This is a genomic window from Janthinobacterium sp. FW305-129, assembly GCF_020858115.1.
GTDB lineage: Bacteria > Pseudomonadota > Gammaproteobacteria > Burkholderiales > Burkholderiaceae_D > Janthinobacterium.
This window is the reverse complement of record NZ_JACYMM010000012.1, coordinates 61502-74993: the sequence shown is the minus strand read 5'-3', so window position 1 is coordinate 74993 and position 13492 is coordinate 61502. Positions and strand designations below refer to the sequence as shown.

Genomic DNA, 13492 nt, shown 5'->3' with positions numbered 1-13492 from the left:
CAGCAGGTAATTAAAAAAAAGAGGCGAAAGCCTCTTTTTTTACGTCTGTCGCTGTCTTACAGCAAACGCGTGCGATGCCCCTGCACGCCCGTGCGGTAGTTGCGCTGCAGCTTGTACAGCACCACGCCGCTGGCGCCGATGACGAAGGTGATCAGCAGCCAGTCCAGCGGATTGCCGCGCTGTGGCGGCGGCGCCGCGCGCGACGAGACGGCAAAAGCCTGGAATTTATGGCCGGTGTAGATGGCGCCCACCACCAGGCCGGCATCCGTGATCTTGTTGGTCAGGTACAAGCCGTCATCGCGGCGGCGCACCGTCATCACGCCTTCCTTGTAGACAAAGGTCATCGGCTCATAGCCATTGATCTCGACGCTGCCAACGATGTGGCCGGCCGCATTGACGGCGGTAGCGTAGCTGTCGCCCTGGCCTATCATGGCGCCCAGGTCGAGCATGCGCTTGCCATCCCAGGCGAACGCATGCCAGCGGCGTTTTTCCGTTTCCGACGCGCCCACGATCAGACCCGCATCATTGATGGCGGTGGCGGAACTGATGCGTCCGCCTGGCAGCGTGCCGATTTCCCGCATGCCCTCGCCGGGGCGGTAGACGAACGCGCGGCGGTAGCCGTCGCTGCGCTGTGCCGTGCCCACCACCACGCCATGCACATTCAGGCCGCTGGCATAGCTGCTGGCGCCGCCCAGCGTGCCCAGGTCTTGCAGGCTGTGGTCGGCCTGCGTGACGAACGCATGGAAGTCGCCGCCGCTCGTATCGGCATAGCCGGCCACACGGCCGTCGCGCGTGATGGCGGTGGCATAGCTGCTGTTGCCGCCCAGGGTGCCCAGGTCGCGCATGCCGAGCGTTTCCTCGTAGCGGAATGCGTGCCAGGTACCGCTGGCCGTCTGCGCGGAGCCGACCACCACGCCGTGGGCATTGATGGCCTTGGTGAAACCCTCATTGCCGCCGAGCGTGCCCAGTTCACGGATGCGGCCATGTTGGTAGACCACGGCGCGGCGCCGGCCTTCCTCTTCCGTGATGATGCCGGCGACCAAGCCCGCCGGGTTCAGGTCGGACGCGATGCTGCCATCGCCGCCTTTCTCGCCGAAGCCATGTTCGGCATGGATGCTGGCGCCGGCAAGGGGCGTTATGGACAGCAACAGCAGCAGCGCCAGGCGCGGCAGCGGATTGGCGGGAAAGCAGGAGAACCGTGGCGGCATGATAGTTTCCTCAAAGAAAAACCCTACGATACGTTCGTATGTCGTCAATACATACCTAATTTGCTACTGTTTTTGGTAACTTTTCGGCTTTCCTGTCCTGGGTGTGGCTGGGGGACGCCTGTGGCAGACGGATCGCCAGGGCCGTGCCCTGGCCCGACTGGCTGTCGATGCGCAGCTCGCCGCCCAGCGCATGCACGCGCTCGCGGATGCTTTTCAGGCCGAAGGCGGCCCGCTTGCCGTCGTCGCCCGGCTGCATGCCGATGCCGTTGTCGCTGATGCGCACGACGATGGCATCCTGCTCCTGTGCCAGCGCCACTTCCACTTCGCTGGCCTGGGCATGGCGCACGATGTTCGACAGCGACTCTTGCAGCACGCGGAAGATGGCCGACGTCTGGCGCTGGTCCAGGCCCAGGTCGGGCGCCTCGCTGTCGAGCGAGAGCTGGTAGCGGATGGCGCCGCGGCTCTGCATCTGGCGTATCAGCCATTCGGCCGCCGGACCGAGTCCCAGCTCCAGGGTGCTGGGATGCAAGTCGTTGATGATGGTGCGCACGGAGCGGATGGTGGCGTCGATGGTGTCGAGCACGCGTTGCGCATGGCTGTGCAGGCGCGGATGGCTGCCGGCCGTGCGCGCATGCAGCAGCGAGACATCGATGCGCAGCACCATCAGGTTCTGCCCCAGGTCGTCGTGGATGTCGAGCGCGATGCGGCGCCTTTCCTCTTCCTTGATGGTCTGCTGGTGGTCGGTCAGTTCGCGCAGCTGGGCCAGGGTACGCTGCAGGTTCTCCTCGTTGCGCTTGCTTTCCGTGATGTCGATGCCCATGGCGATGATCATCTGCGGCTGGCCTTGCGCGTCGAAGATGGGTTTTTTATGCGTCTGCAGCAGGCGGTTTTCCTGCAGCTGCGCATTCCATACCAATTCTTCGCGGATCACCACCTGGCGGCTGGCAAACGCTTCCTGGTCCGCCGCGTGGAATCCCTGCGTCTGGTCCGGGGGGAAGTGCTGCACGTCGCGTCCCTCGGCGATATCCTGGAACCGTACGCCCCATTGCTGCTCGCAGGCCTGGTTCATCAGCAGCATGTGCGAATCGGCATCTTTCAGGAACAGCGACAGGGGCATCATGGAAATGATGTCCTGCAGCCGCTCTTCGCTGCGCGCCAGGGCCGCTTCCGTTTGCGCGCGCATGGCGATTTCGGCGGACAGCTGGAGATTGACATCGAGCAACTGGGCCGTGCGCAGGGCCACGCGGCTTTCCAGCTCCGCATGGGCGACGCTCAGCGCGTGTTCGGCCCGCTTGTGTTCCGTGATGTCGCTGGCCAGCACGAGCGCGCCAGTCAGCTTGCCCTGCTGGTCGTACAGGCAGCGGCCGGTGATCATCGCCCAGCGTTCCGAGCCGTCGCTGTGCCAGTACTGCAGTTCACCCATGCAGCTGTGTTCCTGCGCGCGCATCAGCGGGCACAGGCGCAGCAAGGTCGCTTCGTCATAGAAGTCGCGCATCTTGTGGCCCAGCAGCTTTTCCGCCGGGATGCCCAGCATGTCGCTCAGGCGCTGGTTGACATGCAATATCGTGCCTTTTGCATCCGTTTGCCACATGCCATCCTGCGCCGTCTCGCTCAGGTCGCGGTAGCGCATGGCACTGGCGTCGAGCTGCAGGCGCGTGCTGGCGAGGCGGGCGCGCAGCACGCGCATCAGCCACATGGCCGTGCCGGCGGATACCGCCAGCAGCAGCGACAGCCAGAGATGTTCCCAGAAGTCGAGTTCCTGCCAGGCTGCGCCCGCCAGCCAGCCCAGCATGATCAGGATGAGGGCGGCGCATGCCGTACTCAAGGTTTCAATCGACCATTTGCTCATCCGCGCCCCTGGCGTCATGGTTGGCCGCTGCCGTGCGCCTGGCGCCGGAGTGGAAAAGTATCCGACGCTAGTGTAATACCAAATGTTGCTTTATTGAGAATATTTTTCCATCAGGCAAGCAAAAGGGCCGGCCCTTGCGGCGCCGGCCCCTGTGTGCCGATGGCGATGCGGCGCGATCAGCCCGTGTTGCGCAGGCCGGCGGCCACGCCGTTGATCGACAACTGGATGCCGCGGTGCACCCTTTCATCGATGCGGCTTTCCGCCGACAGGGCGCGGTTGCGCTTGATCAATTCCACTTGCAAGTGGTTCAGCGGATCGAGGTAGGCGAAGCGGTTCTGGATCGAGCGGGCCAGCAGCGGATTGCCCGCCAGGCGCTCGGTGTTGCCGGTGATCAGCTCCAGGCAGCGCAGGGTGGTGCCATGCTCGTCCGTGATGCGCTTGTAGATGCGTTCGCGCAAGTCCTGGTCCGCCACCAGTTCCGCATAGCGCGAAGCGATCGCCAGGTCCGTCTTGGCCAGCACCATGTCCATGTTCGACAGCAGGGTAGCAAAGAAGGGCCATTCGGCGTACATGGCGCGCAGGGTGGCGATTTTTGCATCTTTCGCGGCGCCGTCGGCCTCGTTGATCCAGGCGTCGATGGCGCTGCCGAAGCCGAACCAGCCGGGCAGCAGCAAGCGGCACTGGCCCCAGGAAAAGCCCCAGGGAATGGCGCGCAAGTCTTCGATGCGCTGGTTGGCCTTGCGCGAGGCGGGACGCGAACCGAGGTTCAGTTCGGCGATTTCCGCGATCGGTGTTGCTGAAAAGAAATATTCCGTAAAGCCCGGCGTTTCATACACGAGGTGGCGGTAGGCGTGATAGGCGCGGTCCGACAGCTGCGCCATCACGGCTTCGAACTGCGCCAGCTGGCCGTTGCGGGCCGGATTGGCTTCCTGCGGCGCCAGGCTCGCTTCCAGGGTCGCGGCCACCAGCAATTCCAGGTTGCGCCGGCCGATTTCCGCGTTGGAAAACTTCGAGGCGATGATTTCGCCCTGTTCCGTCAGGCGGATCTGGCCGTTGACGGTGCCCGGCGGCTGGGCCAGGATGGCTTCGTAGCTGGGTCCGCCGCCACGGCCCACGGTGCCGCCGCGGCCGTGGAACAGGCGCAGCTTGACGCCGGCCTTCCGGAAGTCGGCCACCAGCGCCAGTTCCGCCTTGTACAGTTCCCAGTTCGAGGTGAGGAAGCCGCCATCCTTGTTCGAATCGGAATAGCCAAGCATGACTTCCTGCAACTGTCCCTGCTTGGTGATCAATTGTTTGACCAAAGGCAAGGCCATGAGCTGGCTCATGATGCCGGCCGCGCGCTGCAGGTCGGGGATCGTCTCGAACAGGGGGATGACCATCAGCTCGCAGCTGCTGTCGCCTTCGCCTCCCGCCTTCCAGTCGGTGCGCAGCAAGCCCGTTTCCTTTTGCAGCAGCAACACTTCCAGCAAGTCGGACACGGTTTCCGTGTGCGAAATGATGTAATTGCGAATGGCCCGCGCGCCGTAGCGCTGGCGGATGTCGCGCGCGGCGCGCAGGATCGCCAGCTCGGAATCCGTTTCCGTGGCGTAGCTGATGTAGGGCGAGTACAGCAGGCGCGGCTGCGCCAGTTCGTTCAGCAGCAGCGCCTGCTTGTCTTCCTCGGACAGGGCCGCGTAGTCGGCGGCCACGCCGCTTTGCGCGAACAGGTCGGCCAGCACCCGTTCGTGCACGTCCGAGGTCTGGCGCATGTCGAGCGACGCCAGGTGGAAGCCGAAGATGTCGGCCGCGCGCGCCAGGGTGGCCAGGCGCGGGCGCACGAGGGCCGCGCCGTGGTGCGCTTCGAGCGAGGCGATGATGGTGCGCAAGTCGGCCACAAAGGCGGTCGCGTCCGGATAGGGGGCGGCCGCGCCCACTTCCTTGCGCAGGATGTTGGTGGCGCCCAGGGCGCGGGCCGTGGCGGCCAGGCGCGCATAGATGCCGATCAGGGCGCGGCGGTACGGCTCGTCGCTGCGGTGCGGCGAGGCATCCGGCGACTGGTCGGCCAGCGCCTGCAGTTCCGCGCTGACGCCCACCATCAGGGTCGAGACGGACAATTCCGCGCCCAGCGCGTGCACTTCATCGAGGTAAAAGTCGAGGATGGTGGTGGCGTGGCGCGCCAGCGCATGCTGCATGGTGCCCGCGTTGACGTTCGGGTTGCCGTCGCGGTCGCCGCCGATCCAGCTGCCCATCTGCACGTAGGCGGCATTGATCGGTTCGATCGTGCCGTCGCCGTTCGGGTATTCGGCAGCGATATCGTCCTCGATGTCGTCATACAGGCCCGGCAGTTCGCGCAGGAAGGTGATGCGGTAGTAGGACAGGGCGTTTTCGATTTCGTCGGCCACCGTCAGCTTCGAGTAGCGCAGCATGCGCGTCTGCCACAGGGTCGCGACGCGCGAGCGCAGCAGCTGCATGTTGGCTTGCCGCTCTTTCGGCGTCTGCGGCAGGTCGCGCTCGGCCAGCAGGCGGGCGATGTCGTGCTCGGCGTCGAGGATGCTCTTGCGCTGCACTTCCGTCGGGTGGGCCGTCAGCACGGGGGCGATCAGGGCGTCCTGGAAGAAGGTGTCGACGGTCTTGCGGGGCACGCCGGCCAGGCGCAGTTTTCTCAGCGCGAAGCTGACGCTGCCTTTTTGCGCCGGCGAGCCGGCCAGCAGGTGGGCGCGGCGGCGGCGGATGTGGTGCTGGTCTTCCGCAATGTTGGCCAGGTGCGAAAAGTAGGAAAAGGCGCGCACGACGGAAATCGTCTGTTCGCGGCTCAGTTCCTTGAGCATGGCGTCGAGTTCCAGCGCGGCGCCAGCGTCCGCTTCGCGGCGGAAGCGCACGGACGTCTGGCGTATGGTTTCCACCACATGGAAGACGGCATCGCCTTCCTGTTCGCGCAGCACGTCGCCCAGCAGGCGGCCCAGCAGGCGGATATCTTCTTTCAGCGGCGCATCCTTGTCGGAGCCGGCCGCCGGGACTATTTCTGGTGCTACTGCGTCATTGAGCATAATAAAGAACCAAAGTAAGTGTAAAAGCAAGGGAATGTGGATCGCACCGGGCGTTTGGCCGCAGAGGGGAGGGGGCGCATGATAAAATTTGTGGTCTTCAACATGGACGCTAGCCTGACTTGGCCTTCTAGGCTAAGGGATAACGATTATAGCGACGCCGGGCGCCATTCCGATACAAATTGATATCGGACGGGCGAATTGGCAACGACAATGACAGCCACAGCGAAAGAACTTGTTTTGAAAGCATCTGAATTGACCCAAAATATTCCTTCCCGCCTGGTGATCGCCACGCGCGAGAGCCGTCTTGCCATGTGGCAAGCAGAACACGTGCGTGCGCGCCTGGCCGCCCTGTATCCGCAGTGTAGCGTTGAAATTCTCGGCATGACCACACGCGGCGACCAGATTCTGGATCGCGCCCTGTCCAAGGTAGGCGGCAAGGGCCTGTTCGTCAAGGAGCTGGAAGTGGCGATGGAAGAGGGCCGCGCCGACCTGGCCGTGCATTCGCTGAAAGACGTACCGATGGAGTTGCCAGAGGGCTACAGCCTGGCCGCCATCCTCGAACGTGAAGACCCGCGCGACGCGTTCGTGTCCAACGATTACGCCAGCCTGGCCGAGCTGCCGCACGGCGCCGTCGTCGGCACCAGCAGCCTGCGCCGCCAGTCGCTGATCGCCGCGCGCTATCCGCACCTGACGATCCTGCCCCTGCGCGGCAACCTCGACACGCGCTTGGGCAAGCTCGACCGTGGCGACTACGCCGCCATCATTCTGGCCGCCGCCGGCTTGAAACGCCTGGGCCTGGCATCGCGCATCCGCGCCGTGCTGGCGCCGGAAGACAGCTTGCCGGCCGCAGGCCAGGGCGCCATGGCCATCGAGATCCGCAGCGGCCGCGCGGACGGCGCCGACCTGGTGCGCCTGCTGGCGCCGCTGAACCATGTTGATACGGCGCAAGCCGTCACGGCCGAGCGCAAGGTATCGAAGATTTTCGGCGGCAGCTGCCAGATTCCCCTGGCCGCGTTTGCCACCGTCGATGGCGAACAGATGCGCTTGCGCGCCATGGTCGCCACGCCGGACGGCGCGCGCATGGCCAGCGCCGACGTCAGTGGCCCTGCCGGCGCGCCGGAACTGCTGGGCGAACAGGTGGCCGAACTGCTGCGCGGCCAGGACGCCGCCGGCATCCTGGCCTCATGCGCCGTTACCCCCGACAACCATGAAGGCCTGGCGCCGCATGCCTGACAGCGTGGTGATCACGCGGCCCGCGGCGCAAGCGGGGCCGCTGGCCGCCAGGATCGCGGCGCTGGGCTGGCCCGTGACCCTGCTGCCGCTGCTGGAAATCCATGCGCTGGACGGTGAACAGGAATGCGCGCAGCTGCAAGCCGTGCTGGCGCGCCTGGCCGCTTACGACCTGGTGGCGTTTGTTTCGCCCAACGCCATCGACTGCGTCTTTGCGCACTTGCCCGCCTGGCCGCCAGGCGTGCCGCTGGCCGTGGTGGGCGAGGGCAGCAAGATGGCCTTGGCGGCGCACGGCGTCACGGATGCCAACGCCAGTATCACCAGTCCGCTCGACACGGCGCGCAGCGATTCCGAACACTTGTTGCTGGCGCTGGACTTGCCGGCCCTGCGCGGCAAGCGCGTGCTGATCGTGCGCGGCGATGGCGGGCGCGATTACCTGGCCGACGGCTTGCGCGCGGCCGGCGCCGAAGTCGAGTTCGTTACAGCCTACCGCCGCCAGGTGCCCAGGCTGACGCCGGCCTTGCGGGCGACCCTGGAAAACCTGTTGCAGCATAATAATGACTGGATCATCACCAGCTCGGAAGCGCTGCGCGGTTTGCTGGCGCTGCTGGGCGAAATGGGCGATGAAAAGACGGCTGTTGTGAAAATGCAACAGCAGCATCTGATCGTGCCGCACGCCCGCATTGCACAAACGGCGGCGGCCCTGGGTTTTGCCCGCGTCACCCTGACAGGTTCAGGCGACGCAGGCGTGCTCGCCGCGTTACAATCACGACCATGAACGAAATGCCTACACTCTCCGAACCGAATGCAACGCCTGGCAGCGCCGTGAAGACGGCGCCGCAGGCGGCCGACCAACCTGCCGGCCGCGCGCCGACCCTGCTGGAGCAGCTGCAAAAGCCCATGAGCATCGCCGTCATCGTGCTGGCCGTGCTGCTGGCGGCGCAAAGCTGGTCGACCAGCAAGCAGATCCGCAACCTGCGCGAAGAGGTGGCCAAGCGCCTGCAAAAGGGCGATGTCAGCAATGCCGAAACGGGCGTGCTGGCGCGCAACGTGCAAGAAGGCACGAAAGAGCTGCAAATCAAGGTGGGCGCGCTGGAAAACCGCCAGAGCGAAACCCAGAGCCAGCAGCTTGCGCTGGAACAACTGTACAACGACTTGTCGAAGAACCGCGACGAGTGGGCGCTGACGGAAATCGAGCAAGTGCTGTCGACGGCCAGCCAGCAGCTGCAGCTGGCCGGCAACGTGCCGGGCGCGCTGATCGCCCTGCAAAACGCGGACCGCAGCCTGTCGCGTTCCGACAAGCCGCAATTCATCACCATCCGCCGCGCCATCGGGCGCGACATGGAAAAACTCAAGGCCCTGCCCAGTGTCGATTCGACGGGCGTGGCCCTGCGCCTCGACGCCGTGATCGCCCAGATCGACTCGTTGCCGATGCTGTCCGACGAAACGCCGGCCTCGCCGGCCGCGCCGGAAAAGCCGGGCAAGGCCAAGGCCAAGGCCGTGCGCGATGCCGGCGGCAAGCTGGTGGGACCGCCGGCGCCGGAACCGCTGCTGCAAACCGTGCGCGACGGCTGGAATAGCTGGAGCGGCGACATGTGGGCCGATGTGCGCCAGTTGATCCGCATCCGCCGCGTCGATACGCCGGAAGCGCTGATGCTGTCGCCGACGCAATCGTATTTCTTGCGGGAAAACGTCAAGCTGCGCTTGCTGAATGCCCGCATGGCCTTGTTGTCGCGCAATGAAACGGCTTTCCGCAACGACTTGATCGCCGCGCAGGATGCGCTGGCCAAGTATTTCGACACCCGCGCCAAGGGCACGCAGACGGCGCAAGCCCTGCTGCGCCAGGTGCAGGGCAGCAATCTGGCCATCGAAATGCCAACCTTGTCCGACAGCCTGACGGCTGTGCGCAACTACAAAGCGAAGTCCTGAGCCCATGCGTCTATTTCTCTGGTTACTCGCCCTGATGGCCGCGGCGATCGGTATCGCCGTGACGGCCCGTTTCAACCCCGGCAACGTGGTGCTGTTCTATCCGCCGTACCGCATCGACTTGTCGCTGAACTTCTTCCTGCTGCTGCAGGTCGTGCTGTTCGTGCTGCTGTATTTGCTGGTGCGCGCGGTGCGCGCCACCGTGCGCATGCCGGCGCAAGTGGCGGCCTACCGCCAGCGCAAGCGTGAGCGCGATGGCAACAAGGGCTTGCGCGAAGCCTTGAAGGCCCTGTTCGAAGGCCGTTTCGGCCATGCGGAAAAAGCTGCCCTGCGCGCCGCCGAGCTGGAAGAAAACGCCGGTCTGGCCGCGCTGATCGGCGCGCGCGCCGCGCACCGCATGCGCCAGTCCGAGCGCCGCGACAGCTGGCTGTCCCGCGTCGAAGGCGATGCCAGCCTGAAAACGGCCCGTTTGATGACCGTGACGGAATTGCTGGTCGACGACCACCAGCCGGAAGCGGCCCTGGCCGCCGTGCGCGAACTCAACGCCAGCGGCACGCGCCACATCCACGCGCTGCAATGGTCGCTGAAGGCCGAGCAGCAGGCGAAGAACTGGCCGGAAGTGCTGCGCCTCGTGCGTTCGCTCGACAAGCACCGCGCCCTGCATCCGGCCCTGTCGTCGCGCCTGCGCGAGCTGGCCTACGACCATTTGCTGTCCGACCCATCGCATGACGCCGAATCGCTGATGCGCGTGTGGTCCAGCGTGCCGAGCGCCGACCGCGTCAAGCCGTACATCGCCTGCCGCGCCGCCACGGCCCTGAATGCGCGCGGCTTGCACGACGAAGCGCGCCTCGTGTGCGAAGAGTCGCTGGCCGCCGACTGGGACGAGCGCGTCGTGCGCGCCTACCGCGAAGCGGCGGCGCCGGCCGGCACGCCGGCCCTGCTGCTGCAGATCGAGCATTGCGAGCAATGGATGAAACAGCGCCCGCTGGACGCGGAACTGGCGCTGACCCTGGGCACCCTGTGCCTCAAGCAAAAACTGTGGGGCAAGGCCCAGCGCCACCTGGAGCAGGCTTTGTCCGACGCGAACGAGCCGCAGATGGTGCGCGACGCCCACCTGAAGCTGGCGCAGATGCACGATGCCTTGCAGCAGACGGAACAGGCCGCCGCGCATTACCGCCAATGCGCGCTGGCCACCATCCTGTAATCTGTTTCCCCAGACGTAAAAAAGCCGTTCAGTGCAGACTGAACGGCTTTTTTTATGCGCGCACTCCAGGGCGGAGTGCGTTGCTAATTACTTCTTCGGTACCGCAGTGCCTTCGGGCAAGGCATATGCGACCAGGGTGTCGCTCATCTTGGTGCCCAGCGAACCGTGGCCGCCGGCCATGACGACGACGAACTGGCGTCCCGACTTGTTCGACACATAGCTCATCGGCGTAGCCTGGCCGCCGGCTGGCAAACGGGCTTTCCAGATCACTTTACCGTTGCTGACGTCGTAGCCGCGGATGTAGTAGTCGAGCGTGCTGCTGAGGAAAGTCACGCCGCCACCGGTGGTGACCATGCCGCCCAGGCTGGGCACGCCCAGCGGCAAGGGAATCGGCACGGGACCGCTGTCGCGCGTGGTGCCGTTCTTGTGCATCCACACTTTCTTCATGGTGCGCAGGTCGACGGCGGCCACATAGCCCCACGGCGGTGCCTGGCACGGGAAGCCCAGCGGCGACAAAAAGGCCTTGATTTCCACGGCGAACGGGACGCCCGTCTGCGGCTGCAAGCCCATTTCGCCACCCGTGCCGCCCTTGGCCGTCGTTTCCGCGCGCGGCACGAGTTTTTCCAGGAAGCCCATGTAGTCAGGGTTGACGATCAGCAACTGACGCACGGGGTCGATGGCCGCGCCGCCCCATTCGAAGATGCCGAGCGGGCCCGGCGAGATGACGGCGCCCTTGCCGGCCGTTTGCGGCGTGAACGGGCCTTCATAGCGGCGTTCCTTGAAGATGATGCGGCAAGCGAGCTGGTCGAACGGCGTCGTGCCCCACATGTCCGCTTCGCTGATATTGCGTTCAGGCAAGAAGGTCAGGGCCGAGAACGGCTGCGTGGGCGACAGGGTGTCGCCGGCGGCAGGATTGCTCGTCGGCACGGGTTTTTCCGGTGCCGGCACGACCAGGCTGCCGTCGCGGCGGTCGATCACGTAGATGTCGCCGCGTTTCGTCGTGGCGACAACGGACGGCACTTTGCCTTTCGGCGTGTCGATGTCGACCAGCGAAGGCTGGCCGCCGATGTCCATGTCCCAGATATCGTGGTGCACGGTCTGGTAGACCCAGCGCACTTTACCCGTCGCCAGGTCCAGCGCGACGATGGCGCTGTTGAATTTCTCGCCGTTCTTGTTGCGGTTGCCGCCCCAGGTGTCGGGGGTTTCATTGCCCATTGGAATGTAGACCATGCCCAGCTTTTCATCGATGCTGGCCACGCCCCACGAGTTGGGCGAGTTGTTGGTGTAGTTCTTGCCTTCAGGGAAGGGCTTGGTATCTTCCGGCGTGGCCGGGTCCCAGTTCCACAGCAGCTTGCCCGTGACGGGATCGTAGCCGCGGATCACGCCCGATGGCTCTTCCGTCGAATGGTTGTCCGTCACGCTGGCGGCGATCACGGCCACGTTTTGCGCCACGGCCGGCGGGGAAGTTGGCATCAGGAAACCGCGTTTGATCATGGCCATGTTTTTATACAGGTTGACCACGCCGTTGTTGCCAAAGCTCTTGCACGACTCGCCCGTGTCGGCATTGACGGCGATCATGGTGCCGTCCATGGTCGGCGCCAGGATGCGGCGCGGGCATTCCATGCCAGCCGCTTCAGGGGCCGGGTTGTTCTTCGCGCGGCCCGCGTTGACGTCCCAGTAGGCGACGCCGCGGCAGATCATGTGCTGGTAGCTGGCCGCGTCGCGGTTGATCTTCGGATCGTGGCGCCAGATTTCCTTGCCCGTGTCCGGGTTCAGGGCGATGACGATATTGTGCGGCGTGCACAAATACAGCATGTCATTGACCTTCAGCGGCGTCACTTCATTGGCGATCTCGCCCGGATCGTTCGGCCCCTTGAAGTCGCCCGTGTGGTAAGTCCAGGCTTCTTTCAGGCCGGAAATATTGGCCGGCGTGATCTGCGCGGCCGGCGCGTAGCGGTCGCCATAGCCGGAGCGGCCATACGCGGACCAGTCATTGTGCTCGACGCCGGGCGCGAAATCGCCGCTGGCCGTGGCGGCCATGCTGTCGGCCGGCACGTCGCCATGCAGGTCATGGTAGTCCTGGAACAGGGCGATGACGCCGGCGATGACGGTCAGGGCCACGGCGGCGGACAGGGCCGTCCTTCCCAATTGCGGCTGTTTCTCCGCGGCGGGTGGCGCCAGGCGGCGGCTGACGAAGGGCAGCAGCAGCCAGACGGCGGCGGCAAACCAGATGTCGAGGCGCGGCAGCAATTGCCACCAGTCAAATTTCACTTCGATCACGGACCAGATCAGGGTGGCGAGCAGCAGCAGCGCCATGAATGGTTGCGCACTGCGCTTGCCTTGGAACACGAGCGCGCCTGCGATCAGCATGCCTATGCCGGCCAGCAAGTAGTACCAGGAGCCGCCGAGCGTGGCCAGCCAGATGCCGCCGCCCAGCAGGGCGAGGCCGAACAGAATGAAAATAACGCCAGTGACCTTTAATAAAGGACCGGGCCGGAAAGAGGGAATCATCATATTCCTTTTTGCAAGGATTTATCGGTGGCGCGTGATGCGCCATATTGAATTCAGGGAAGGCGTCGATTGCAGAATATGCAAAGTTTGGAATCACCAGAATGTGACAGTTTATCAGAATTGATGATTGTCTTCCGGTAGTGCCATTTTTTGGCGGGGTCGCCATTTGAATCAGATAAACTCTTCAAATAAGAGCAAATATTATGCTGGAAGAGCAGATTGCGGGGCTGGATGGGCGTTTGGCGAAGCATGTTGAAACGCCCGCGTCATTATATGCAGGCATCGCCGGATGCATGATAATGAAATTGTTGCTATAAGTGGCTGCAATAAATGCAATGCCGATTATAATAACCATGTTTGCCGCATGGTGATATTGAAATGAAAATACGCAGATATTCCAGATATTAATTCAGGCGTGAGCGTAGTATTACTTACGTGTTTTCACTTATTATTTTGGGCCGCCTGTTTATTCTTTCGCTGGCAGGCTGCGGGGGCCAGCGGGCCATGCATGCCACTGTTGCTGGCTGGACGCGCAAAA

General features: G+C 64.3%; 8 protein-coding genes. 4 read left to right on the top strand and 4 right to left on the bottom strand.

All coding sequences use genetic code 11. The features are described from left to right. Positions 1–56: 56 nt before the first annotated feature. From IGS61_RS22765 to ppc, 3 genes are all read right to left on the bottom strand, one after another. The gene (locus tag IGS61_RS22765; protein WP_230541690.1) at positions 57–1208 is read right to left on the bottom strand and encodes an HAF repeat-containing protein; all 1152 of its coding nucleotides are present in this window, start codon (positions 1206–1208) and stop codon (positions 57–59) included. Between the two features lie 55 nt (positions 1209–1263). Beyond that, positions 1264–3057 (bottom strand): PAS domain-containing sensor histidine kinase, encoded by a 1794-nt coding sequence (locus tag IGS61_RS22760; protein ID WP_230541689.1) that lies wholly within the window; start codon positions 3055–3057, stop codon positions 1264–1266. Between the two features lie 176 nt (positions 3058–3233). Continuing rightward, complete coding sequence (ppc, locus tag IGS61_RS22755; protein ID WP_230541688.1) at positions 3234–6083, bottom strand: phosphoenolpyruvate carboxylase; 2850 nt, start codon at positions 6081–6083, stop codon at positions 3234–3236. A 210-nt stretch (positions 6084–6293) separates the two neighbouring features. Between ppc and hemC the strand changes: the two genes are divergently transcribed. Genes hemC through IGS61_RS22735 form a run of 4 tightly spaced genes read left to right on the top strand, consistent with a single transcriptional unit; the run spans position 6294 to position 10443 of the window. Beyond that, positions 6294–7316 (top strand): hydroxymethylbilane synthase, encoded by a 1023-nt coding sequence (gene hemC / locus IGS61_RS22750; protein ID WP_230541687.1) that lies wholly within the window; start codon positions 6294–6296, stop codon positions 7314–7316. Then, complete coding sequence (locus IGS61_RS22745) at positions 7309–8091, top strand: uroporphyrinogen-III synthase (RefSeq protein WP_230541841.1); 783 nt, start codon at positions 7309–7311, stop codon at positions 8089–8091. Before hemC ends, IGS61_RS22745 begins: the two co-directional genes overlap by 8 nt. Continuing rightward, entirely contained in the window at positions 8088–9242 is a 1155-nt protein-coding gene (locus IGS61_RS22740) for a uroporphyrinogen-III C-methyltransferase (protein WP_230541686.1), read from the top strand. Before IGS61_RS22745 ends, IGS61_RS22740 begins: the two co-directional genes overlap by 4 nt. Before the next feature lie 4 nt (positions 9243–9246). Beyond that, positions 9247–10443 carry a heme biosynthesis protein HemY gene (locus IGS61_RS22735; RefSeq protein ID WP_268994018.1) on the top strand — a complete coding sequence of 399 codons (1197 nt, stop codon included), beginning with the start codon at positions 9247–9249 and terminating at the stop codon, positions 10441–10443. 87 nt (positions 10444–10530) lie between these two features. On the opposite strand, the gene IGS61_RS22730 is transcribed toward IGS61_RS22735, so the two are convergent. Next, complete coding sequence (locus IGS61_RS22730; RefSeq protein ID WP_230541685.1) at positions 10531–12957, bottom strand: membrane-bound PQQ-dependent dehydrogenase, glucose/quinate/shikimate family; 2427 nt, start codon at positions 12955–12957, stop codon at positions 10531–10533. Positions 12958–13492: the final 535 nt, after the last annotated feature.

What these genes read in the sequence shown, in the direction of transcription:
- IGS61_RS22765 (WP_230541690.1), bottom strand. Translation starts at nt 1,208, where the DNA reads ATGCCGCCACGGTTCTCCTGCTTTCCCGCCAATCCGCTGCCGCGCCTG.
- IGS61_RS22760 (WP_230541689.1), bottom strand. Translation starts at nt 3,057, where the DNA reads ATGAGCAAATGGTCGATTGAAACCTTGAGTACGGCATGCGCCGCCCTC.
- ppc (WP_230541688.1), bottom strand. Translation starts at nt 6,083, where the DNA reads ATGCTCAATGACGCAGTAGCACCAGAAATAGTCCCGGCGGCCGGCTCC.
- hemC (WP_230541687.1), top strand. Translation starts at nt 6,294, where the DNA reads ATGACAGCCACAGCGAAAGAACTTGTTTTGAAAGCATCTGAATTGACC.
- IGS61_RS22745 (WP_230541841.1), top strand. Translation starts at nt 7,309, where the DNA reads ATGCCTGACAGCGTGGTGATCACGCGGCCCGCGGCGCAAGCGGGGCCG.
- IGS61_RS22740 (WP_230541686.1), top strand. Translation starts at nt 8,088, where the DNA reads ATGAACGAAATGCCTACACTCTCCGAACCGAATGCAACGCCTGGCAGC.
- IGS61_RS22735 (WP_268994018.1), top strand. Translation starts at nt 9,247, where the DNA reads ATGCGTCTATTTCTCTGGTTACTCGCCCTGATGGCCGCGGCGATCGGT.
- IGS61_RS22730 (WP_230541685.1), bottom strand. Translation starts at nt 12,957, where the DNA reads ATGATGATTCCCTCTTTCCGGCCCGGTCCTTTATTAAAGGTCACTGGC.